This is a genomic window from Caenimonas aquaedulcis (assembly GCF_015831345.1).
GTDB classification, from domain to species: Bacteria; Pseudomonadota; Gammaproteobacteria; order Burkholderiales; family Burkholderiaceae_C; genus Ramlibacter; species Ramlibacter aquaedulcis.
This window is the reverse complement of the sequence record NZ_JADWYS010000001.1, coordinates 284,185-306,371: the sequence shown is the minus strand read 5'-3', so window position 1 is coordinate 306,371 and position 22,187 is coordinate 284,185. Positions and strand designations below refer to the sequence as shown.

General features: G+C 63.6%; 18 protein-coding genes and 1 pseudogene. 5 read left to right on the top strand and 14 right to left on the bottom strand.

Annotation, left to right across the window (positions count from 1 at the left end):
• The first annotated feature begins 10 nt into the window (after nucleotides 1-10).
• A complete protein-coding gene (locus I5803_RS01335; RefSeq protein WP_196984627.1) occupies nucleotides 11-733 on the top strand; it encodes a hypothetical protein in 723 nt (240 codons plus the stop codon).
• Nucleotides 730-1,587, top strand: a complete 858-nt coding sequence (locus I5803_RS01330; protein ID WP_196984626.1) for a hypothetical protein — start codon at nucleotides 730-732, stop codon at nucleotides 1,585-1,587. The genes I5803_RS01335 and I5803_RS01330 overlap by 4 nt, the downstream gene beginning before the upstream one ends.
• Nucleotides 1,588-1,625: 38 nt before the next feature.
• Here I5803_RS01330 and I5803_RS01325 read toward each other — a convergent pair whose 3' ends face one another.
• The gene (locus tag I5803_RS01325) at nucleotides 1,626-1,877 is read right to left on the bottom strand and encodes a hypothetical protein (protein ID WP_196984625.1); all 252 of its coding nucleotides are present in this window, start codon (nucleotides 1,875-1,877) and stop codon (nucleotides 1,626-1,628) included.
• A gap of 192 nt (nucleotides 1,878-2,069) precedes the next feature.
• Here I5803_RS01325 and I5803_RS01320 point away from each other — a divergent pair, with 192 nt between their 5' ends.
• Nucleotides 2,070-3,080 (top strand): CE1 family esterase, encoded by a 1,011-nt coding sequence (locus I5803_RS01320; protein WP_196984624.1) that lies wholly within the window; start codon nucleotides 2,070-2,072, stop codon nucleotides 3,078-3,080.
• 207 nt (nucleotides 3,081-3,287) lie between these two features.
• Here I5803_RS01320 and I5803_RS22360 read toward each other — a convergent pair whose 3' ends face one another.
• The 11 genes and pseudogenes from I5803_RS22360 to I5803_RS01265 form a co-directional block, all read right to left on the bottom strand.
• Nucleotides 3,288-3,593: a CPCC family cysteine-rich protein gene (locus I5803_RS22360; RefSeq protein ID WP_196984623.1), complete on the bottom strand. Its 306-nt coding sequence runs from the start codon at nucleotides 3,591-3,593 to the stop codon at nucleotides 3,288-3,290.
• Between the two features lie 285 nt (nucleotides 3,594-3,878).
• A complete protein-coding gene (locus tag I5803_RS01310) occupies nucleotides 3,879-4,319 on the bottom strand; it encodes a hypothetical protein (RefSeq protein WP_196984622.1) in 441 nt (146 codons plus the stop codon).
• Nucleotides 4,320-4,401: 82 nt separating this feature from the next.
• Complete coding sequence (locus I5803_RS01305; RefSeq protein WP_196984621.1) at nucleotides 4,402-4,812, bottom strand: flagellar basal body-associated FliL family protein; 411 nt, start codon at nucleotides 4,810-4,812, stop codon at nucleotides 4,402-4,404.
• A 23-nt stretch (nucleotides 4,813-4,835) separates the two neighbouring features.
• Nucleotides 4,836-9,545: an RHS repeat-associated core domain-containing protein gene (locus tag I5803_RS01300; protein ID WP_196984620.1), complete on the bottom strand. Its 4,710-nt coding sequence runs from the start codon at nucleotides 9,543-9,545 to the stop codon at nucleotides 4,836-4,838.
• Between the two features lie 255 nt (nucleotides 9,546-9,800).
• Entirely contained in the window at nucleotides 9,801-11,000 is a 1,200-nt protein-coding gene (locus tag I5803_RS01295) for a lanthionine synthetase C family protein (RefSeq protein ID WP_196984619.1), read from the bottom strand.
• 48 nt (nucleotides 11,001-11,048) lie between these two features.
• A pseudogene (locus I5803_RS01290) lies at nucleotides 11,049-11,558 on the bottom strand (dipeptidase); the annotation flags it as partial.
• 42 nt (nucleotides 11,559-11,600) lie between these two features.
• On the bottom strand, nucleotides 11,601-12,566 hold the full coding sequence (locus I5803_RS01285; protein ID WP_196984617.1) for a hypothetical protein: 966 nt from the start codon (nucleotides 12,564-12,566) through the stop codon (nucleotides 11,601-11,603).
• 2 nt (nucleotides 12,567-12,568) lie between these two features.
• On the bottom strand, nucleotides 12,569-13,678 hold the full coding sequence (locus I5803_RS01280; RefSeq protein ID WP_196984616.1) for a DUF3696 domain-containing protein: 1,110 nt from the start codon (nucleotides 13,676-13,678) through the stop codon (nucleotides 12,569-12,571).
• Nucleotides 13,671-14,843, bottom strand: a complete 1,173-nt coding sequence (locus I5803_RS01275; RefSeq protein ID WP_196984615.1) for a DUF262 domain-containing protein — start codon at nucleotides 14,841-14,843, stop codon at nucleotides 13,671-13,673. Before I5803_RS01275 ends, I5803_RS01280 begins: the two co-directional genes overlap by 8 nt.
• Before the next feature lie 50 nt (nucleotides 14,844-14,893).
• A complete protein-coding gene (locus I5803_RS01270; RefSeq protein ID WP_196988422.1) occupies nucleotides 14,894-16,102 on the bottom strand; it encodes an aminotransferase-like domain-containing protein in 1,209 nt (402 codons plus the stop codon).
• A gap of 249 nt (nucleotides 16,103-16,351) precedes the next feature.
• On the bottom strand, nucleotides 16,352-17,059 hold the full coding sequence (locus I5803_RS01265; protein WP_196984614.1) for a hypothetical protein: 708 nt from the start codon (nucleotides 17,057-17,059) through the stop codon (nucleotides 16,352-16,354).
• A gap of 163 nt (nucleotides 17,060-17,222) precedes the next feature.
• Between I5803_RS01265 and I5803_RS01260 the strand changes: the two genes are divergently transcribed.
• Complete coding sequence (locus I5803_RS01260; RefSeq protein WP_196984613.1) at nucleotides 17,223-17,957, top strand: dienelactone hydrolase family protein; 735 nt, start codon at nucleotides 17,223-17,225, stop codon at nucleotides 17,955-17,957.
• 34 nt (nucleotides 17,958-17,991) lie between these two features.
• On the top strand, nucleotides 17,992-18,960 hold the full coding sequence (locus tag I5803_RS01255; RefSeq protein WP_196984612.1) for a Bug family tripartite tricarboxylate transporter substrate binding protein: 969 nt from the start codon (nucleotides 17,992-17,994) through the stop codon (nucleotides 18,958-18,960).
• Nucleotides 18,961-18,987: 27 nt separating this feature from the next.
• Here I5803_RS01255 and I5803_RS01250 read toward each other — a convergent pair whose 3' ends face one another.
• Both I5803_RS01250 and I5803_RS01245 read right to left on the bottom strand, forming a co-directional pair.
• Nucleotides 18,988-21,003 (bottom strand): alpha/beta hydrolase family protein, encoded by a 2,016-nt coding sequence (locus I5803_RS01250; protein ID WP_196984611.1) that lies wholly within the window; start codon nucleotides 21,001-21,003, stop codon nucleotides 18,988-18,990.
• A gap of 45 nt (nucleotides 21,004-21,048) precedes the next feature.
• A complete protein-coding gene (locus I5803_RS01245; protein WP_196984610.1) occupies nucleotides 21,049-22,155 on the bottom strand; it encodes an ABC transporter substrate-binding protein in 1,107 nt (368 codons plus the stop codon).
• Nucleotides 22,156-22,187: the final 32 nt, after the last annotated feature.

Sequence of the window (22,187 nt, the reverse complement as noted above, 5' to 3'; positions counted from 1 at the left end):
AGGAGGACCCATGACACGCTTCTCACCTGCCAGGCTGCTGCTGATCCTGATTCTCGTCGGCTGCGGGCCGCTGCGTGCGCAGGTCTGCCCGGGCGCCGGCGCTTCGCCCAAAAGCGTGCGCGACGCGATCAGCGACTTCCAGAAAAACAGCCGCGAACCGGCCGGTGCGGATTGCGCTTACCGGTGGGCCAACAACTATGTCTTCACGGGCTCCATCGGGCGCGACGACATGGACTTCTTCCGCGTCGCGGCGGACGTGCAGCGGCGCGCATCCGAGAAGCGCCGCGCGGCCGGCGTGCTGGCGGAAGCGGACGACTACCTCGAAAAGGAAATCACCATCCGCCGCAAGATCCTGGACGAGCTGCTCAAAGACCCCGACGCCAAGGTGGCGGCGGCAACGCGACCCGCCGTCGTGAGCCACCTGTCCTTCCTCGTCAGTGCCATGGCCCTTCGGCGGCAGTACGAGAAGGCGGCCACCTACCTCGCGGACCGGACGGATACGTCCGTGATCGACGACGAAGCGCTCAAGGTCTGGCTGCAGGCCGTGTGGTCCTGCGCCAAGTGGGACGGCAACAAGACCAACGTGTGCGCAGCCGCCACGCGCATCATCTGCAGGGACAAGATCAACGACTTCCTGGAATCGGTGTCCTCCATGGGCAACCGCACGTTCCCGCCGCAGGCCAAGCGCGACATCTCGCGCCTGCGTGAACTCGCGGACGGGTGCCTCAAATGAGCCGGCTGTACGCCTGGATCGCCGCGGCTTTCGCGGCGCTGTGCATGCAGGCATCGGCGCTGGCCGCGCCGCCGCAGGAGCCCGCCACGCAGGCGGCGACGGAGTCGAAACCGCCGGCCCCGAACGGCCAGACGGATCCGCTGTCGGTCACGGTGCTTGGCGCGCCGACCAACCGCGTGGGCGACGTTGCCTATGTCGTCATCGCACTGCGCAACGTCTCGGACCGGCCTGTCGTCCTGAAGAACATGACCGTGGCCGTCGACGGCCCCGCCATCGACCGTTTCATCGACCCCGCCCCTTGTCTGCTCCAGCGCAGCGACGAGATCACGATCGGGCGCGGGCTCACCTTCGAGCAGACCTGCCGGTTTGCGATGAAGGAGGCCAGGGTGTGGGCGGGCGGCAGCCAGGTGCAGAGTTCGCTGCTCTCGGCGGACATCCGCCTGCAGGTCGCCGTGGAGTTGATGCAGCTGGGCAGCTTTCAATACTTCCCGGTGTTCACGGTGAAGGCGCCGGAGATCGGCATCTTCATCGGCGGGTTCGCCGGCGCCTTGATGCTCGCGCTCTTCGTGCTGATCGAGCGCGTGCTCAAGCACCCCGAGGCGCGCGAAGCGTGGATCCGCACGGTGATCGTGACGCTCACCATGGGGTTTCGCGGAGGGCTGATGGCGATCATCGCCCTGCTGCTCAGCAAGACGACGCAGGGACCGGGGTCGCCGGTCAGCCTCACGGTCTCGGATTTCGGGGGCGGCGTCCTGATCGGTCTCTTCTCCTATCCGCTGGCCGCCTGGATCTCATCGACGCTCAAGCTCGAGCAGGCCTATGTGCCGCAGGCCAAGCCCGGCGCCCCGAACTGAAAACCCCGGTTCGACGCCCGGCGCCGCCGGGCGCCGCCCTACTTCTTCCCGCCCGCGCCCATCTTCCCCTGCAGCACCATCACCAGGTGCTCTTTCGCCTCGGCGAGTTGCGCCTTGTCCGCATCGTGGACCTTGCGGAAGAACGCCGCGCATTCGGGAGAGCCCGCGGCCTCGGCGTCCTTGATGTATTGGTCATACGCGAGCAAGGCCTGCGCCTTGTTCTGCATGAGCGTGATCCAGTCGTACGCGAGGTCGCTGAGGGGATGGGGGTCGCTAGGTTTTTCCTGCATGGTGTTCCTTCCTGAATGTCGATGAACGAATTGCAGGATACGGCAGGCATGCCGCGCCGTGGGGCTCAGCAGTGGCCACCAGCGCAACCTCAACGATTGCTTACAGCAGGGCCACAAGCGCGCGCACTCCCCCTACATTGACAGCAACGGCGCCACAACGCCGTCATAGCTGAGCCATACCAGGGAGAAGAGATGAAGTCGAACCTGCCACTGTCCGTCGCGGTCGCCGCAGCCTTGCTCGCGGCGCCGATCGCACAAGCCGCCACCCCCACCCAAGCCACTGCCGGCAAGCACGTTACTGCGAAAAAGAAGGTCAAGACGAGTCGCGCCAAGGTGCCCCCCAAACAGGTCGCCGCCGCGCAGACGCCGCAGCTCAAGCTGCCGCAGCAGACGATCAGCGCGGCGCGGCCCTCGCCCGGGCTGGACGAGTGGCTCACAGCGGGCGACCACCGCTTCACCATCCAGCAGGACGGCCTCACGCGCAGCTACCGCGTGCACGTGCCGCCGCGTTACCGGCCGACGGAGACGACGCCGCTGCTCGTCGCGCTCAACAGCTATCGCGGCGCGCAGCCCACCGACGACGGCTTCGACAGCCTGCTGCGCGCGTCCGACTACCAGGGCTTCATCGCCGTGTACCCGGATGCGTATGGACCCCGGGGCAAGCCGGCGGCGTGGAACATGGGCAACGGCCCGGGCAACGACGTCGCCTTCATTGCGAAGGTGGTGCACAACGTGTTCCGCCAGACCAGCGTGGACCGCGGCCGCATCTACGCGGCGGGCGTGTCCGACGGCGGCACGATGGCGTACCGACTCGCGTGCCAGTTGCCCGACGTGTTCCGCGGCGTGGCGTCCGTGGGCGGCATGGACACGAGCACCAATTGCGCGGAAGGCAAGGCCGTGTCCGTCTTCCACCTGCACGCGCAGAACGACCCGAAGGTGCCCTTCAGCACCGCTCCGCTCACGACAGCGAAATGGGCGCAGTTGAACGGCTGCGAGCTGGCGCCGAGGAAGGTGCTGCAGCAAAGCGGCGCGTACTGCGAGGCCTACACCTATTGCAGGAGCCGGACGGCGGTGGAGCTGTGCGCGACGCAGACGGGCGGGCACTCCTGGCCAGGCGCGAATGCGAAGGCGGGTGCGGGGGATGTGCCGTCGCAGGCGATCGATGGGACGGCGAGCATGTGGGCGTTTTTGAGGACGCATTGACCGGCGCTCTAAGTCACACACCAAGTCGTGTAGTTGCGGATGCGAAAGCCGATGAGAAGGCACACTGCTAGCAAGGTCTGCTTCCCCGTTGGCGAGTTGCTCGACTCCTTGGGGCTCGCCTACGCGCAATGGAGCCCGGGAAGATTACAGACCTGAGCCCAACCAATAGTCTGGACGCCAGTAGTATGCGGTTCCCTTTTGTGGGTCTTATTCTTCGGGATCAAATCTATCCTGCGCCGATATCAATCTCCATTCGATATCGGGTGCAAAACGCGAAGCGGAAGCCAGGCGCGCTTTGAACCGATCCAGACGCGTGTCCGAGATTCCGGAAGCCGCATAGTTTGTTTGCCCGCTTTCCAGCGAGACCTTATTGGGGCCTAGCACATTGAAAGGATCAAGCAAGCCGAATAGATCGTCCTGCCAGAAACAGACAGGACAAATCTCTTCGGAGCCTGCAGCCTCCGAAAAGACCAGCCGCCCGCAACACGGGCACGGAAATGGCGTTATGTTCATACAGAGTCGTTAATCTGAGCCGCCGCCGAGTTTGGGCCCGCAAACGTTGGACCACCGTGCTCATCTACGCCTCTATTGGCAGTGTTCGAGAGACTTCCAGTGAAGCCAAGGCCGTTCTCAAACGCCATCGGGGTCTGTTTGGACGCGCTTCGCTTCATCGCGAATCGCTTCCTCGAACATGGCTCTATCCTCTGGACGGGCGCGTATGGCTCCCGGCCCAAAGCAAAAGCTGGGTCCCGCGCCAGTGGCGATGCCAGGGAGAGGCGGCGCGGAGGCCCGATACGACTAGTCCTTCTCCACTTCTAAGTAGAAGCCGAATTGCAGGCCTACGCTGTGTTGCACCAGCAATTCTGCAATCTGCGGCGTCACCAGCGGGCCACCGCCTGTACCGTTACCCTCCCAGTAAAACTGCAACAAGCACTGGAAGCCAAGATTCTGCAGTTGGGACAGCAGAAAGTCTGCGTGGACTTGATCCAACACCCACCTCAGGTGTTCGTACACATCAAATCCATTGACAAAGCCTTCGCTGCTGAAAGTCCACTGATATCTTGGCAGGCCCACACGCTTGTGGACGCCCTTTCGCGCTAACCGGTCGAAGCATGCAAGTCGTTCTGGCGACTCGTTATCTTCAAATACGATTTGGAATTTTCGACGGCTCTTTAAAAAACCCTCAGGCAGTTTCGCGTGAACATCCGAGCGGATATGAAGGGAGCAAAAGTCAGTCATTGTTCGTTCCTACTCTTCAATACCGCCACGGCCGCCAGCAATTTGGGCTTTCGTTTTGAAATCGACTGTCATTCGTAAGCGATCAATTGCACGCGCCACCTGTTGATGAGGTCTCCGTCAGATCTGCTAGAAGGCACGGCTTACCGGGCATGTCCGTCACCCCGCCTATATAGGAAAGCACTCGACTGCGCTGCTCGCTTGACAACCGGGTCCGATAAAAGCTCACATATGTTTGCCGCATTTTCTGGTCTCCGCGCAGGGCGCCTATGAGTGCCCAGTTTTCTTCGAGCGCCGGGATCTTGTCCCTTTGCGCTCGCTCGAAAAGCGCTTGTATTGCCTCCATTTTCCCGGCGTTGGCTGCGCTAACAAGGGCCGCACTTTCTGGGTCGTCCTCATCACAGCAGTGCGCAGTTGGGAGAAAGAAATACCCAGCAATGCCAATTGCCACCAAGAGCCCGGCAAAGACGAGTAGGCGAGATTTGAGTTTGCTCACTTCTTTTCTCCGGGATAAGTAATCTAGCTCCCAGGCCAGTAAGGAATCGCACGCTCCGTCCCTGGGATGGAAAAGGAACGCCAAGCACCAAGGTCTTTATCTCCGAAGGTCAAAGTCCTGCTGTCCGCTCCAGTCACGTTCGTGCGAAGTACGCGTGCGAGGTCCTTAGCAATATTCGAGGCACCCTCGGCTGTTCTACATGCGTCCAGTTTGATAGGCATTCCGTCCTTCCACATCCCACTCTGCTTGATCAAATCGGCCAGTCCCTGCGCATCCTTTCCCGCGACTTTATTTGGATTTCCATGCGAATAGATGACCAACTGGCCGGGTACGTCCGGCGCGGCTGCGGCGGCTGGAAAGTTGATGTCCTCCTTCGGAAGCAATATCAACTTCTCAAGTCCCAGGGGATCGATGTAAGTGAGAGGCGCCGCCCCTACATACGCGAATCTATTCGAACCGCCTCGCAGGCCGGTGGGGTCGGGCTGTGTGTACCTGACACCCATCTTGGGCTCATAGCTTCGGAACCCGTTGTAGTTCCACCCCGACTCCGAGTCAAAGTACTGCCCCGGATACCTAAGGTTCATCTCCACCGTCGGGCTGGTGCCTCGGAGTTTGGCCGTACCCGAACCGGTGCTCGCCGCAAGCACGCCAATCGGCCTGTTACTCCCAAACGCGCTATACGGCCACTGCCACACCACAGCCTTCTGCGCATCCGTGATCAACCTCGGTGTTCCCAGGTGATCGGAGTGCACCGCGTACAACCCTCCGCTGCGGTAGATGCCCACAGGAATCGCCCGCCTCGCCTCGGTCGGCAGCCAGATGTACTCCACGTTCCCCCGGCCTTGCACCGTCCCGTTGTCGTACTCGCCAATCAGGTTCCACTGCTCGTCGTAGACGTACGCCATCCCGGTCGTGCTCTTGGCATTGGCGGCCGACAGCGTCCACCCGAAGGTGCTTTGCAGCCACTTGACGAAGCCCTGCGTCAGCGACTTCTCGCCCGGCGGCAGCGCTTCGGCCTGCGGCTCGCTCTTGAACACGCGCTGACCGAGCGCGTTGTGCCAGTAGTTCACCGACACGGTGTCTCCCTGGCTCATGACCTGCGTCTTGGCAAGGCGGTTGCTTGCGTCGTATACGTAGCTGCGCACCGCATCCTTCGTGAGCGCTCCGTTCGCATCGAGGCCGTAAGTGACAGGGCCGCCCGTGACCGCAGCTCCGATTCCCGTCGTGGTGATCTCCGGCGTGTAGCCGAGCAGGCGGTTACTCGTCGCTTCGATGTCCAGCCTGCGCGTCACGGTCTGGCTGGCGGGGTCGCTGTCGAACTGGCCGTCCAGGTCCGAGTCGCTCGTCGCCGTTTCCACTGAGGTCAGGCGGTTGCTGTTCGCGTCGTAGGTGTACGTGCTGCTGCTTCCCGTGCGGGCGAAGCTGGTCAGCCGGTTGCGGCTGTCGTAGCCTGCGGTCCAGGTGATGGGAACCTGGTACGGCGCAGGCTTCCTGGCGCTCGTGTCCGTCGCCCAAAGGTTCTGCGTGACGCTGGTGACGCGGCCTGCTGCGTCGTAGCCATAAGTGGCGATCTCACTGGCGACCATGCGCCCATCCGCGTCGAACGTGCGGCTGGCACCGTCGCCGTTGACCCAGCTCCACGCCTTGGGGGCGCCCAACGCGGTATGCGTCAGTCCTGAGAGGAACGCCACTGCCGGCTGCACCTTGCCGCCCTTGGCCGGTGGCTGTACATCGATACCGGTGATGCGCCCAGCAACTCGCCGATACGTCACCTTCAAGCCGCTCGGATAGGTGATGCTCGCCAGGTCTCCTGCCGCATAGCCGTACTGCACGGCATATGCGCTGGGCGTGGGCGGGTTGTCCTGGACGGTTTGGGTCTTGCTCAGGACGCGGCCCTGGGCATCCCGGGCATACACCGTGCTGCCCGAACTGTCGTCCATGCGGCTCACGTTGCCTGCCGCGTCGTACGCGAACGTGCTGGCGAACCCGGGCGCGTATTCGATGCGGGTCGGCCGCCCCAACGCGTCGCGTTCGATCTTCGTGATCTGGCCTTTGGCGTCCTGCGTCGTCACCACCGCGCCGTTGGCATCGCGCGTATAGGTGATGCTGCCGATATCCGGACTGGTTTCCTTCATCACTTCGCCGAAGGCATTGCGCTCGTACTGCGTCGCGACGCCCTTGGGGTCGGTCACTTGGACCAGTGCGTCGAGTGCGCTCCACGCCTGTCGTGCGGAGTTGTTGTCCGCAAAAATGGTGGCGGTGGGGCGGCGCAGCGCGTCCAGCGTCTGGCGCGTGGTCTGGTTCAACGGGTCGGTGACGGTGAAGGGCTCGCCGTTGGCGTCGTAGCCCATGCCCGTGGCTTGGCCCTGCGCGCCCTGGACGGCGGCGACGCGGTTCAGGCTGTCGATCACGCGCGCGGTGGTCAGCGCAAGATTGCCGTTGGCATCGCGCACCTCCTCGCGGATGCGGTTGCCCATGGCGTCCAGCGTGTAGGTGATGCTCGCGCCGCGGTTGTCGGCGATGGACACGAGGCGCTGCGCGGCGTCGTAGGCGTAGGTGACCTGCACGCCGTTGGGCAGCGTCGCGCTGGCGAGCTGGCCGGCTGGCGTGTAGGTGTAGGTGCGGGTCTCGCCGCCGGTGGCCAGCGATATCAATCGGCCGCGCACGTCGTAGAGATGGGCGGTGACGAGCCCGTTCGGATCCGTCTGCGTCAGCACGCGTCCTGCGGCATCGAAGGTATAGGCGGTTTGACGCCCCAATGGATCCGTCACGCTCGTGCGATTGCCGGCGGCGTCATAGCCGAAGCGCCAGAGGCTGCCCTTTGCGTCGGTCATGGTCTCCATCAACCCTTGGGATGTGTAGCTCCAGCGCACCGTGCGTCGCTGACCCGTCGCCGTGTCGGTCACGGTTTGGCTCAGGGTGTTGCCGCGACTGTCGTACTCGTAGGCCGTGGTCCGGCCCGGCTCGCCGACAAGCAGCGGAAGCCGCAATGACGGATGCCACTCGACCACCCTGCTCTGGGCCTCCTGTGTTCCGGCCGCCCGCGTTTGAGAGACGGGCAGCTTGCGTGCCTCGTCGTAGGTGTATTGGCTGGCGACGCCGGAGAAGTCTGTAGCCTGCGTGACCTTGCCGACCGCGTTGACCACCGTGCCGGCTGCGTTGCCCCTGCAGTCCGTGCAGGGCAGCGAACTGCCGGCGAAGACCTGCCGTCCGGCTACGTTCTGGTGCTGCAGCAGTCGCTGCACGCCCAATGGATCGGTGACCACCACGCCGGCACTGCTTGCATCGAAGTCCAGCGCGAAGCGTTCGACCCCGCCGGCGTGTTCGCTGCCCACCGCCCGGCCTCTTGCGTCATACCGCCACGTGGCGAAGCGATTGCCGTTCTGATCGATCAGGCCCGTCAGCGCGTACGGGTACGAAGGGTTCTCGTACAGATACTGGCGACTGGTGCCATCCGCGTACGTCACCGAGCCAAGGTGCCCGTTCGCGCCGTAGCCGTAGCGCATCGCCTCACCCCCTGGCGCTGCGACCTCCGCCAGGCGGCCCCGGGAGTCGTAGGCGAATGCAAGCGCCCGCCCGAAGTCGTCCGTGACGGACTGCAATGCCCAGCCGCTATAGGCCAGCCGCACGCTGCGGCCACCCCGATACGTGATCAGGATCGGAAGCCCGTTCGCGTCGTACCACTCCACGGTGTCCGCGCCCGTGACAAGTTTCCAGGCCGGATCGCCCGGGCTCGTGGCATTCAAGCGTACGAGCGTCTCGACGACCGTGGCGTTGGAGGTCCATGCGCCCGCACCGGCGCCGTTGAAGACCAGCGTCTTGCCGTCGGGGCGCACGGCGATCGCCGTGCCGCCGCCGGCGCGGATGCGCATCATGTAGTTGTGCACCCAGGTTTTCAGGCCCGAGTTGTAGTGGCGCACGAGGCTGAGCACACCGGGGCCGACGTAGTCCACCTCGCGCTGGTACTTGTTGCCGGTTCCCGCAAAGATCGGGTTGCCCGGTGCGTTGACGATGTTGGCCGACGAGCAGGTCGACCCCTCTTCGTTTTCGGGCAGGCCGATGTCCTCGCCCGCATCGGGCACGTCGGCCGTCGGCGTCCCGTCGTTTTGCCGCGGTGTGTCGGGAGGCGGCGGCGGATTGGGCATGGGTGAATTGCCGACACACTCGTAGAAGCCGCCCGCCCCTGCCGCACAGCCCTCGGACGGATACGGGATGGGCGGAGGCGGTGGAGGGGGAGCCGGCGGTGGCGGCGGTGGCGGTGGCGCGGGATTGGGTGGAGGCGGCGGCGGCGGGGGCGGCGGCGGAGGCACGGGCGGGCCGTCTTTCTGGCACGCCGGGTCGAGCGTGACACCGTCTTCAGTCCACGCGCCGACGTATTGGAAGTCCGCAGGGCATGTGTAGATCGCAAAGGCGTACAGCGTGGGCTGCGCGTACCACTGGTTCTGGTTGTCCTGGAAGGTGACGATGGCCCAGCCATCCTCGTTGGTGCCGGTATAGGCGCAACTCTTCATGTACGGCACGTTGCCGGGGTACGAGCAAAAGGCAGCCGCGCCGCCGGTGAGCGCCGCGGCCTGTGTGCTGTATTGCGTGCTTTCGAAGGAGTTGCCCCAGGTCACAGTGGGCGACACGATCGTTGCGGAGGCGGAGCCCGCGGCTGCGGCCAAAGCCAGGCCAAAGGGCGCGAGCAGCCACTCGGCGCGCGCGGACGAGCGTTTACGTCGGGACGTCTTCACTTCTGGTTCTTCCTCGAGAATGAAATGCCATGCCCCGACGCCTGGGCGATGGGGTGCGATGTACTTCGGGGGTGCGCGAATGAAACTTGCGCGCTTTCGAGGCGAAGCCGTGCGGGAACGCTGGCTTGTCGAAAGTTACTGCGTCACGCGTGGTGACTTACGGCTGCTGTGCGGTGACGCGATGCACAGGGACTGCTTGAGATCGAGGCGCGGAGTATAGCCAAAGAAAATGCGACGAAGTGCCAAGGCCCGCAGCTAGCCGAAAAACACATCCACCGTCGGAAACCGGTCCTGCGCCCGGATGCAATCCCACAGGTAAATCGCAAACCCGACGTCGCCCGTCCAGAGTGAGTAGCGACCCTGCCCGTACTCCGTGCGCGCGGCATCCACCTGCGCGATGCCGTGCATGGCAAACGCGCGGGCGCGCTCCAGCCACAGCGCATCACCGGTGCGGCGGAACATCTTGAGGAATGCGTAGCCATTGCCGCCGGTGCCGTGGCACAGGTTGGGGCCCTTGCGCAAGGGGCCGGCCGCCCAGGTCGCCTCCGCACCCGCTGCCAGCACATCATCCAGCTCGCTCCCGGGAAAGTCGCCCAGGCAAATGACGAACCCCGGCGCGCCGTGGCAGTACTGCATGAGCTTCAGGTCACCGGGCGGCGCGTCGGCGAATGCGTGCCAGCTGGCCAGCGGCCCCTCCCAGCGCGCCGAGCGGCGCACGGTGTTGGCGATGACCTCGCGCCAGCCCTCCCACTCTCCAGCGCCCAGCAAGTCGCGGCCCTGGATCAGCGGCGGCGCCGTGCCGACGAAGCCGTGCACGGCGTCGATGTAGAAGGTGTGCGAGCCGTAGAGGTCCTGGCTCCACAACCGGCAGGTGCCATCGGGCGAAGGCTCCAGCTCGGACCACAGGATGGCCGCGGTCTCACGGAACAGGCGCGCCCAGGTGTCGTCGCCCGTGCGGCGATACAGGAACAGCGCCGCCATCAGCGTACCCGGCGAGCCCCACATCATTTCGCGCGAGGGATGGTGCTGGGTGCCTTCGATCAACCGCGCCAGTTCCGCTGCGGTCGTCGCCGATGGAGCGGCTTCGAACTCCATCAGGCGAATCGGCGTGTCGCCCATCAGGTACGCACCGAACGGCTGCGCCGGGTCGGCTTCCATCTGCGCACGGTTGGGTGCGACCAAGGCCGGGAGGATCTCGGTGTAGTCGTTGGCGAGTTGCGCCGCGCCCTGGCTCGCGAGGTAGCGCAGCGCCCAGATCACGCCCGTCGCGCCGAAGTACAGGCAGTGCTGCGGCGCCGGGTCCTTGACGTCCATCGGATGCGTCGGCCACAGGCGGGCCGGGCTGAACGCGGATTCGGCATCGCGCACGATCTGCGCGATGCATTCACGCGCGCGGGCTTCGTCCCAGGCCGCGGGGAGCAGCGGCTCGTGGCGGTCGGCTGCCCAGAGGTTCATGCGGGGACTGTAAGCGGCGAGGCTGGGCGGCGCAAGCGCGCCGGCCACCTACGCGGGCAAGGTCGCCAGCAGCAAGCGCAACACATTTCCGCCCATGATCGCCGTGATGTCCTCTTCGCTGAAACCGGCCTCCAGCAGGCCCTGGGTCAACAAGGGCAGGCCGGTGACATCGAACGGCGCGCGGATGCTGCCGTCGAAGTCCGAGCCCAGAGCCACGTGCTGGATGTCGGCGATTTTGGCCGTGTAGCGCGTGGCGGCGACGATGGCGAGCACGTCCGTGCCGCACACGGCGCCGTCGAAGAATCTGATGCCGATCACGCCCCCGGTGGCGGCGATCTTGCGGACATGCTCGTCGGAGAGGTTGCGCGGCCCGCGGCAGGTGCCCTTCACGCCGGTGTGCGAGACCAGCACCGGCCGCGTGGCCATGGCCAGCACGTCGTCGATCACGCGCGCCGAGGCATGCGCCAGGTCCACGAGCATCTGCTTTTGTTCGAGCCGCCGGACAACGTCCTTGCCGAAAGGCGTCAGGCCGCCCTTCTCCATGCCGTGCGCCGAACCGGCTTTCGTTGTCGAAGAGCTGAGAGTGCGGGCAGCAGCAGATCACTGATACTTTGTGGTCGGCAGGTGATCCCCTATGTATCCAATTACGAATGCACGGTCCGCCGGATCCTCTAAAAAATATATTCGATGGCGCTCGGAGACGTTCAAATGCTTGGAAAAGACTGCCGTTCCGCCAGCTGGCATCCGAAAGGTACGGGCTCTAACAAAGGCCTCGTTGTTCATCGTCGACTCGCTTTCCGGCCGCCAACTAAACTGATAATCTGGTGCAGGCGAACCCGACTTTTGCCACCTGAGACCGGTCGCATTTATTCGCGCGAGCTTCTTGATGGCGTTCTCAAACTGCGGGCCGGGAATTGCTTTCACCTGGTCATCAACGTCGGGAGAAAAGCGAAGGGCTATGAATGCCGCTCCCCTGTTCGCGGCAAAAAGACGGAGGTCATTGAGGCTTCTAAGGAGGAGCTCATCTCTTGCTTCTCGTATCGCAGGGATGTGCCCCACGCGACTCGCATGCTCCACCGACGCATTCCTGATCTGCGCACCTGCGTCATCCAAAATCACAACATCAACGCTGGGCGCACTCCACAGCGACGCCGTGTCCAAGCTGATCAAAACGTTGTCAGTCTGATATGCAAGCCCAAGCGCCAGCGAGGAAGGCCCCGACGCAGACCCTGCGCAGTAAGTGAACGCGATCAACTCATCTTCAGCTCCCGGTCCGAATACGACACTCGAACCGAGCGGAATCTTAGTATCAAGAGCACGGATTAGCGAGAGAACCTCTCTGTCAACGCCGCCGCCTTCTAGCCAGTCGTAGGATTGCCAGACGCCCCCTGCAGACAGGGCCAACTCCAGGAACATTAGGCTGTACTCAGTATGGACAACTGGATTGGAAAGCCCATCATCAATCAATCCGGCAACTGTTTGGATTAATTGGTCATATGCGCCCCGCGCAGCGTCTGCATTGGAAAAGACTGTCAGGGACGTGTCATTGAAGACCATCTCGGACACGTTCACTCCTTAGTTCCGGGACGTCGCACTAAGGCCGCAAGATCTCTATCATGTTGATCAAAGAAGCCCTCGGGCCAAAATGAAAGACGACCCTCACTGTCGAGGGTTGGCGTTTGCACTCTCGACGTCACCCCGTCACGTACCAGATAATGAAACGCAACCTGATCGGCGCTCAATTCGCGGCGTTTGACTGCGACGCGGATGCCGTTCATAACGTGATCGCTATGCGTTTCTACGATGACTTGAGCCAAGCTCGACGCTCGCACAATTAAGCGGGCTAGAGAAGATTGTCCGCGCGGATGCAAATGCGCCTCAGGATTCTCCAGCAGTATTAGTGACTTCTTAGTGGAACAAAGCAGGGCCACGATCATCGAGATCGAATATGAGAGCCCAAATCCCACATTTGCCGGGCGGTAGTATCTGGAAGCGACGTCGCCCTTGCGATCAAAACCGAACCCAGCTGATGCCAAGCCGACGGATTTCAGAGCTTGAACGTCCATTTTTACGCCCGGACTAATTTCTCCTAACCATGCAGCGACTTGGTGCAGAAGCCCCTTTCCCAATGCTTGAGGGTGGTGGAGGGAAAGATTCTCTACGGGATCATCGCCATGGTCCAACAGATGTCGGAATGTGTACTGACCTAGAACTCCCAACGACCCTTCAGGCTCGCTGTCCTCATAAGGGTACGTTGTACGTGGACCCCAACGTTCAGCAGCCAAATATGTCAAAGGCAAAGCCCGCACAAACTCTAAGTCTTCACGCGAGATGACGTCCTTGGAAATCAGCTTTCCTGAGGTCGGCAGATAGTCAAAAATCCATTCACGCCTCTCTCCAGAATCCATTCCCACACCAATGCTAAGAACGTCCGTTTTTGCATATTCGTGCAGAAGATCCCTGCCCGTACCCAGAGACAGAAACTGCCCGGTTGGAAGTAGCTCCGCATGGTCCGTGTTGGGGCTGCGTTGCCAATCGATCTGCCTCAATAAAACTAATGCTTGTATGACAGAGCTTTTTCCCGAACTGTTTGGCCCGCTCAGAAGAGTCAACTGTCGCAGGCCAATCGACTCTTCCTCGAATCCCTTGAAATTTCGCAAGTGAACGGAGTTAAGCACTTAAGACTCCCAAGATCAAAGACTTGATTTCGATGAATCGCTTCCGGACGTTGGCTGCCGACCCAGTACCTATTGAAATCGATTCTTCAAAGCTTCTGTCCCTCATAAGCTCACCGAACTTCTGGAGCACTACTTCCTTTCTTTCGACCAACTTGACCGCCTGTTCATCCGAAACTCCCGCAAAGGTTACAGTCCAAACCTCAAAGAGCGCCTTGTTTATGGGGCTAAGCCGATAGTTTGCGCCGTAGTATTTGCGAAATGCCCACTTTCCAAGGACTAACTTCGAGAGTTTCAGAGAACGCAGGAAGATACTGCTTAACTCGACTAATTGCAGCGGTGACCAGTGATTGATCTTTTCCATCGCATCTATTAGGAAAGTATCCAGATCAACGTTTGGATAGGAACTTGACTCGGTGATCCAGAAGGCGCAAAACCGCAGCACGCATTCGCGGTCTGCCATCCGTTCGTCTTTGATGCTGCTTCTCGTCGCATCCTTGAATTCAGGACTTTCTGCCAGTTCTTTCAGAAGGTGGGTAGCGTGACCTTGCTTGATGGCGTGACGAATCTCCTGGGCTGAAAGTGGAAGCCCGCCTGTATTGATCCTCTTAAATATGTTAAACATGACTGCAGGTGGCGTACCGGGCTGAATAATATGGACCGTCAACTCGGTCTCTTGAATACGGCGCTGCATCTCACGCGATAGTCCATCGAAATCGCAGTCGTTAAGGTGTCCCAAAAATTCAAGATTCTTCAAGGTTAACGACTTGTCAACTATGAATTCCTTCAAAGTCGTGATGCGCTGAAGCCCGTCGACCACGGACCAGCGCTCATTCTTATCTGCGGCCACATAGAAGACAGGCAAAGGTATTCTCAACAAGAGCGACTCAACCAAGCGAGACTTCCGGGTCTGGTCCCAAATGCCTGCCCGTCGCTGGAAATCTGGCATCAAGTCAATTTCACGTTGACCGCCACGGATTCGGGACATCAACAAGTCCACAACCATAGGCTTGGTCTTGACGTCGATTTGATCCGGGTCGAAAGGCTCCTTGATAGTCGCGCTGGGATCTTCGACCCGCTCTACCTCGACGCCTGAACCCACCTTTTCCGAGGTGACATCCTCAAGGACAGGCAACTCTTGCCTATCAGTAGATGCTGGAGTAACCATCTGCTATCCGATCAATGTAAGTACGCTTCTGAAGTGGGTAGGGCCTCGCACTACTCTACCTGAGGCCCAGCCAGCGCCTTCCCCAACCTTCCCACGCCCTCCTCAATCTTCGCCACATCCGCCGTAGCAAAGCTAAGCCGAAGGGTCGAGAGATCCGGATCGTTCGCATAAAACGGCGCCCCCGGCACAAACGCCACGCCTTTCTCGATCGCCCGCTTCGCAAACTCGCCAGCATCCTTCAACTTCCCGCCGGCCCCCGTCAGCCGCGCCCAAAAGAACAACCCACCCTGCGGCTGCGTAAATTCAATCGCATCCCCCAACTCCTTCTTCAGCGCCGCGCCCATCGCCTGCGCCCGCTCCGCATACACCTTCCGCACCTTCGCCAGCGTCGCCGGCATCCGCCCGCTCTTCAAATACTGCGCCGCCGTCGCCTGTGCAAACGTGCTGGTGTGCGCATCGCTGAACTGCTTGCACATCGTCGCCTTCGCCAGCAGCTCCGGCGGGCCGATCAACCAGCCCACGCGCAAGCCCGGGCTCAGCACCTTGCTCATGCTGCCGCAATGCGCGATCCACTCGCGGCTGCCCGGCACCTGGCTGCTCAAAGCCAGGATGCTGGGCGGCGGCGGCTCGCCGAAGTACAGGTCGCCGTACGGGTCGTCTTCGACGATCAGCGTCTGGTGCTTCACCGCCATCTCCAGCACCTTCATGCGGCGCTCGCGGCTCAGCATCGCGCCGCTCGGGTTGCCGAAGGTGGGGATCAGGTAGACGAACTTGGGTTTGTGCTCGGCGATCAGCTGCTCCAGCTTGTCCGTCTGCACGCCGTTCGCGTCGACGGGGGCGGTGATCAGCTCCGCGCCGTACAGGCGGAAGCACTGGATGGTCGCGAGGAAGGTCGGCGCTTCGACGATTACCTTGTCGCCGGGACTGATCATGGTTTTGCCCAGCAGGTCGAGCGCCTGCTGGCTGCCCGTGGTGACGATCAAGCCCTGGGGCTCGATGTCCTTGACGCCCTTGCTTTGCATGAAGGCGGCCAACTGGGTGCGCAGCGGCTCGTAGCCTTCGGTGGCGCCGTACTGGAGGGCGCCGCCGGGCTCCTCGGTCAATGCCTTGTTCGCGGCTTCCTTCAGGCCTTCGACGTCGAACATCGCGCTGTCGGGGAAGCCGCCCGCGAAGGAGATGATGCCGGGCTTGCCGAGGAGTTTGAAGAGCTCTCGGATGGCGCTGGTTTCTACGTTGTTTAGGCGGGTGGCGAAGTTCAAAGGCATGGTGGGTCTCTTTGGCCGGGAGCGGGATTTGGGGTCAGAGCCGAATTTCGTGGGGATATTTTGGCGCTTCGGGGGGATCATCTCCGAAAATCGGATCTGACCCCAAATCCCTGGGGGCGTGCCACCCCAAAACCGAAGGCACCCGCCCCTCGGCGCGCCAGCGCCGCTCCTGTACACGCGCAGCGCTGACGAACGAAAGCACGCCGGCGTTGCGCCGGCGTTCAGAATCAAATAGAAAGCGATTTACTCGCGGTCGCCGCGGCTCGGCTTGCCGTCCGCGTCGCGCATCTCGTTGCGCGGCGCATCGCCGAAGGCGAAGGCTCGCTCGGTGGACACACGGCCCGCGCGGTCCTCCAGCGTTTCCGGCGGGCGTTCGGTGTTCGCATAGCGCTGCACCGCCGGCTGGTCGGTGCGGCGCTGCGCCACGTAGTCGCGCAGCGGCATCTTGCCGTCGCGCATGAAGGCATGCACGCCCGGGCGCGTCACGTCGTGGTCGCCCAGGTCGGTGTCGCCGTCCCAGCCCTCGTCTTTCCACTGGTGGGCGCGGTCCGTCACATCCACGGCGCCGAGTTCGTGCATCAGCAAAGCGGCGCTTTCGGCCTGCGCGTCGTCGCGGGCATCCACCACCACGACGGATCCGCCGCGGCGCACCGCTTCGGAATAGGCGCCCGCGCGCCGCTTGTGGTCCTTGCCCATCAAGCTAACGAAGAAGTTGCCGATGGACTCCAGCACGCCGCGGTCCACGGCGACTTCGCGCTCGGCGGTGTGCATCGCCATGTCGCCCAGGGCGCGGTCCTGTGCGTCGGAGGCTGCGGCGGCGGTCGTCGGCGTGTCGCCGGCGACGGGCTCCTGCAGGTGAAGGTCGCTGCGCGAGAAGCCCGCATCCACGAGGCGCTCGATGGCGCGTCGCGCCGTGGCACGGTCGTCGAAGACACTGATCAATGTTTGCATGGCTCTTCCTTTACAACACGCCGCTTTCGCAGCCTTGGCGTCATCATGGGCGGCCCGGGTGCTGCGCCGCGTCGGTGATGCAAGGGTTTGCAGGTAGGCACCGGACTACCGGCTGAGGGGCACAATCGATGAGCCTGAACCCACGCTGCCGGAGACGCGCGCCATGACGCTGATCGAGAAGGAACTGGACATCCCCACGCCCGACGGCGCGATGAATTCCTTCGTCGTCTATCCCGATGGCGGCAAGCACCCCGTGGTGCTGTTCTACATGGACGCGCCGGGCAAGCGCGAAGAACTGCACGACATGGCGCGGCGCCTCGCGGTGGCCGGCTACTACGTCGTGCTGCCCAATCTCTATTACCGCCGCACGCGCGATTACTGGCTGCGCGAACGCACCGAAGCCGCGATGGCCGTGATGTTCGAGCACATGCGCGCCACCACCACCGCGCTCAACGTGCGCGACACCGGCGCGCTGCTGAAATTCGTCGACGCACAGCCCGAGGCGGACGCGTCGCGCATCGGCGCCGTCGGCTACTGCATGAGCGGCCCTTTCGTCGTCGCCGCAGCCGCGAACTTCCCGGACCGCTTCCAGGCCATCGCCTCCATCCACGGCGCGGGCATGGCGACGGACGCGCCCGATTCCCCGCACCGCCTGGCCGCGAAATTGAAGTGCGAGAGCTACTTCGCGTGCGCCGAGATCGACAAGTGGGCGCCGAAGAAGGACATCGACGCACTGGCCGCCGCGCTCGAAGGCAGTGGCGCGCCCTACACCATCGAGTGGTACCCCAAGGCCGAACACGGCTTCGTGTTCCCGCAGCGCAAGGGCGTCTACCACGAGCCGAGCGCGGAGCGGCACTGGGAAAGGCTGCTGGCGCTCTTCGCGCGCAACCTGCGTTGAGCGAACCCCCCGGATCATCAAGGAGACAAGACGAATGTATCGACGCAACCTCATCGCCGCCGCCCTCGCGGCCGGCGTTTTCCCGCGCGCGTTCGCGCAGGCCGGCTGGCCCGGCAAGCCGATCCGCCTCGTCGTGCCCTTCCCGCCCGGCGGCGGCACGGACACGGCCTCGCGCCTCATCGCCGAGAAGTTCACCACCGTGCTGGGCTGGACCGTCATCGTGGACAACAAGCCCGGCGCGGGCGGCAACATCGGCATCGACTTCGTCGCGAAGTCCGCGCCGGACGGCTACACGATCGGCATGGGCCAGGCGTCCAACCTCGCGATCAATCCGTCGCTCTACGCGAAGATGCCCTTCGACCCGCTGAAGGACCTCACGCCCATCGTCGCGATCTCCGAGCAGCCGGTGGTGCTCGTCGTGCGCGCGGATTCGCCCTACAGGACCTTCGCGGATTTCGTGAAGGCGGCGCAGGCCAAGCCCGGCGCCATCGGCATCGCGCAGGCGGGCAACGGCACGGTCGGCCACCTCGCGGGCGAACTGCTCGAGCGCCAGATCCACGCGCAGATCATGCAGGTGCCGTACAAGGGCGCGGGCCCGGCGATGAACGAATTGCTCGGCGGGCAGGTGCCGGCGTATTTCGGCAGCAGCCCGTCGGTGATGCCGCAGCTCGCGGGCGGCAAGATCCGCGCGCTGGCCGTCACCTCCGCGCGCCGCCTGGGCTCGATGTCCGCGGTGCCGACGGTGGCCGAGCAGGGCTATCCGGGCTTCGCCGCGACGACGTGGCTCGGGCTCGTCGGCCCCGCGGGTATGCCGGCGGATGTCGTCAACCGCATCAGCAGCGAGACGCTCAAGCTGCTTGCGCGGCCCGAGGTGAAGGAGAAGCTCGAGTTCGACGGCAGCGAAGTCACGCCGGGCAACCCGCAGCAGTTCGCCGCGCACATCAAGGCGGAGCACGCCAAGTGGGGCGCGCTCATCAAGGAGGCCAACATCAAGCTGGAGTGAACGCCCCGGCGCCGGGGCAGCGCGCGGCTAGGGCTTCGCGCCGATGTTCTTGTCCAGGAACTTCTCGACTCGGCTCCAGAAGTCCACGCGCGTTTTCGGGTTCAGCCAGCCATGGCCCTCGTCGGTGTATTCGATCCACTCGACGGCCGGGTTGGTCTTCTGCACGGCGTCGCGGAACCGGACGCCGTGCACGATGGGCACACGCCTGTCCGCGCCGCCATAGGCCATCAGCAGCGGCTGCTTGATGCGTGACGCCTGCAGCAGCGGCGACGTCGCCTTGAGCTGCTCGGCATCCTTCTCGCGGTCGCCCACCAGCACCGGCATGCCGTAGGTCTTGAACTCCGAGCCGAAGTCGCTCCAGGTCACGGAGTACATGAGGTCGATGTCGGTCACTCCCGCCCACTCGACGCCGCAGCGGTACAGGTCGGGGTCGTTGACCAGCCCCATCAAGGTCGCATAGCCGCCGTAGCTCGCGCCGGCGATGCAGATGCGCGAGGGCTCTGCGATGCCCTTGTCGACCGCCCAGCGCGCGCCATCGGCCAGGTCATGCTGCATGGCGAGGCCCCACTGCTTCCAGCCGGCGCGAAAGTGCCGCATGCCATACCCGCGCGTTCCGCGAAAGTCAGGCTCGAGCACGGCGTAGCCCCGCGTCGCGAGGAACTGGCTTTCGGCCTTCCACTCCCAGCTGGACGCGCCGATGTACGGGCCGCCGTGCACCAGCACCACCAGAGGCAGCTTCCTGCCCTTCGCGCCCGGCGGAAGCGTGAGCCACGCCGGAATGTCCAACCCGTCGCGCGCCTTGTAGCGGACGAAGTCGCGCTGGCCCATCTGCTTCGCATCGATGCCCGGCATCACCTGGCCGAGCTCCGTGAACTTCCCCGTTTGCCGGTTGTAGATGTAGTAGGTCCCGGGGTTCGCGTCGGAAAACGACTGCACCAGCACCACCGGCGTCTCGGCCCTGTCGGGCACGTCCAGCCGGTTCACCGCACCGGGCAACGCCTTGTCGATGGTGGCCTGCAATTGCTTCAGCTCGGGGTCGAACCAGGCCGTGGCCTCGGCGTCCGAGACGTACCGGATGCCCAGCAGGCGCTTGCCGTCCGAGAGGAGTTGTCCGCGAAAATCGTGCCCCGCCACGCCGACCACGGGGGCCGGGTCCACGGCGCGCGCCTTGAAGTCGTACTGGTACAGCGCGGAGGTTCCCGCCGCGCCGCGCTGCTGGCGCACGAAGAGCGAACCGTCCGGCGCGAAGCCGATCGGCGTCATGCGGTCCTCGCCCGTGACAGCGTCGTATTCCACGAGCTTCGTCCACTGGTTCTTCTCCGGGTCCAGGTAGTACACCGCGCCGCGGCCTGCCTCCTCGGTCACGGTCGCGCGCGGAACGTCCTTGGCGTCCATGTACCACGCCGTGGACTTGCCGGGCCGGTTGTACGGGCTCGCGATGCCGGTGCGCGTGTTCAGGCGATAGAGGGTGAGCGCCTCCAGCTCGTGCGTGGTGTCGCTGAACCGCGCCTGCGTGACGAAGATGTCGTCCGAGTTCACGTTGTTGGTGGCCGCGACGAAGCGCGTGGTCGGGTCCATCAGCTGGCGGTCACCGACGGAGCGCTCCATCCCCCAATCGAGCCGCGCGAGCTGCTTGTCGCCCGTCCCGTCGAAGTCCACCGCGAACAGGCCCGGACTGACATAGTTGGCGCGCTCCCCGATGCCCGCCTTGAAGTCGTACACGCTATAGACCAGCCGCTTGTCGCTGATCCAATGGACGCTGTTGATGTCGCCATCGGTGTAGCTCGCGATGGCCTTGGCGGTGAACTTCGCCGTGTCCACGACCACGAGCTGGATGCGGCCCGTGGTTTTGGAAGCGACCAGCAGGGCGACGTGCGCGCCCGTGGGCGACATCTCGCCGCCGGCGAAGGCGGGGTTCTGGAAGAAGGCTTCGATCGGCGGGCGACTGGCGGGCTGGGCGCCCGCGTGGGGAGGAAGTGCGAGCGCCCAGGCAAGAACACTGAAGGCGCACAGCAAAGTGCGTCGAACGAGCTTGAAATTCATGGGCAGCATTCTGCCCGCCCGTGGCCCGTCGCGATCTCAGGGTTTTCAGTTGCTCATCAAGCGGCCGTCGCGCGTGACCATCGCGAGGTCCACGAACTTGCTGCCGTGCTGCGCGCCCGCGCCGAAGGTGATCTTGTAGCCGCCGAGGTCATACGCGCCCAGGTTGGTCAGGGCCTCCAGCAGCGTCTTGGCGGTGACGGGCTTCTTCGCGCGCCGCATGCCTTCGGTCAGCACCTTCGCCGCGAAGCACGCCTCGAGCTGCGTGCTGTTCATGCCCTTCATGCCCGCGGCTTCCATCACCTTCGCGCATTCGCGCACGGCGGGAATCTGCGAATTCGGGTTGGGCACGACCTGCGAGATCGACACGCCCGCGCTGGCCGGCCCCGCCGCCACGATGAACTGGTCCGCACCGACGAAGGACAGGCTCGACGTCGGGATGACGCGCCCCATCTCCACCAGCGACTTCTGCATCTGCGCAGCCGCGCCCGAGAGGACCGTCGTGAGGATCAATTCGGGCTGCTGCGCGATCAGGGCCTGGATCTCCGGCTTGCCGACCTGGGCGTTCCGCTTGAGCGGAAATGCCTGCGGCGCGAGATTGATCTTCTTCAGGTAATTGACGACGACTTCCAGGTTCTGCTTGCCGACCTCGTCGTCGTAGTGGACGACGGTGACGCGCTTGAGGCCCAGGCTGGTCCAGAACTTGAGGATCTTCTCCATCTCGTCGCCGTAGGATGCGCGCACGGTGAAGAGCACAGGGTTGTTCACGCGCACCGGGTTCGCGCCGGAGAACGGCGCGAAGAAGGGAACCTCCTTCGCTTCGGCTTGCGGGATCGCGTCGAGGCTCAACGTGGCCGAGGCGAAGCCGAAGAGCGCGACGACGTTCTTGTTCTCGAGCAGCGTCTTCGCGTTGGCGCCGGCCGTCTTGCGGTCGTTCTTGTCGTCGATGGACAACAACTCGATCGGCTTGCCGCCGATGCCGCCCTTGGCGTTGACCGATTCGAAATATGCATTCGCACCGTCACGGATGTCCTTGCCGAATTGCGCATTGCCGCCGGTGAGCGGCGCGGACTGGCCGACGATGATCTTGTCCTGTGCGTGGACGGAGACGGCCGCAGCCCAGATTACCGCCGCGATGCCTGCCTTTGAAAACATGGATGTCTCCCGGTGTTACGTTCTAACGGGTG

Coding starts and splice junctions, on each gene's coding strand:
- I5803_RS01310 (WP_196984622.1), bottom strand. CDS start 4,319: ATGACTGACTTTTGCTCCCTTCATATCCGCTCGGATGTTCACGCGAAA.
- I5803_RS01265 (WP_196984614.1), bottom strand. CDS start 17,059: ATGCAAACATTGATCAGTGTCTTCGACGACCGTGCCACGGCGCGACGC.
- I5803_RS01255 (WP_196984612.1), top strand. CDS start 17,992: ATGTATCGACGCAACCTCATCGCCGCCGCCCTCGCGGCCGGCGTTTTC.
- I5803_RS01330 (WP_196984626.1), top strand. CDS start 730: ATGAGCCGGCTGTACGCCTGGATCGCCGCGGCTTTCGCGGCGCTGTGC.
- I5803_RS01250 (WP_196984611.1), bottom strand. CDS start 21,003: ATGAATTTCAAGCTCGTTCGACGCACTTTGCTGTGCGCCTTCAGTGTT.
- I5803_RS01275 (WP_196984615.1), bottom strand. CDS start 14,843: ATGGTTACTCCAGCATCTACTGATAGGCAAGAGTTGCCTGTCCTTGAG.
- I5803_RS01320 (WP_196984624.1), top strand. CDS start 2,070: ATGAAGTCGAACCTGCCACTGTCCGTCGCGGTCGCCGCAGCCTTGCTC.
- I5803_RS22360 (WP_196984623.1), bottom strand. CDS start 3,593: ATGAACATAACGCCATTTCCGTGCCCGTGTTGCGGGCGGCTGGTCTTT.
- I5803_RS01295 (WP_196984619.1), bottom strand. CDS start 11,000: ATGAACCTCTGGGCAGCCGACCGCCACGAGCCGCTGCTCCCCGCGGCC.
- I5803_RS01335 (WP_196984627.1), top strand. CDS start 11: ATGACACGCTTCTCACCTGCCAGGCTGCTGCTGATCCTGATTCTCGTC.
- I5803_RS01245 (WP_196984610.1), bottom strand. CDS start 22,155: ATGTTTTCAAAGGCAGGCATCGCGGCGGTAATCTGGGCTGCGGCCGTC.
- I5803_RS01325 (WP_196984625.1), bottom strand. CDS start 1,877: ATGCAGGAAAAACCTAGCGACCCCCATCCCCTCAGCGACCTCGCGTAC.
- I5803_RS01260 (WP_196984613.1), top strand. CDS start 17,223: ATGACGCTGATCGAGAAGGAACTGGACATCCCCACGCCCGACGGCGCG.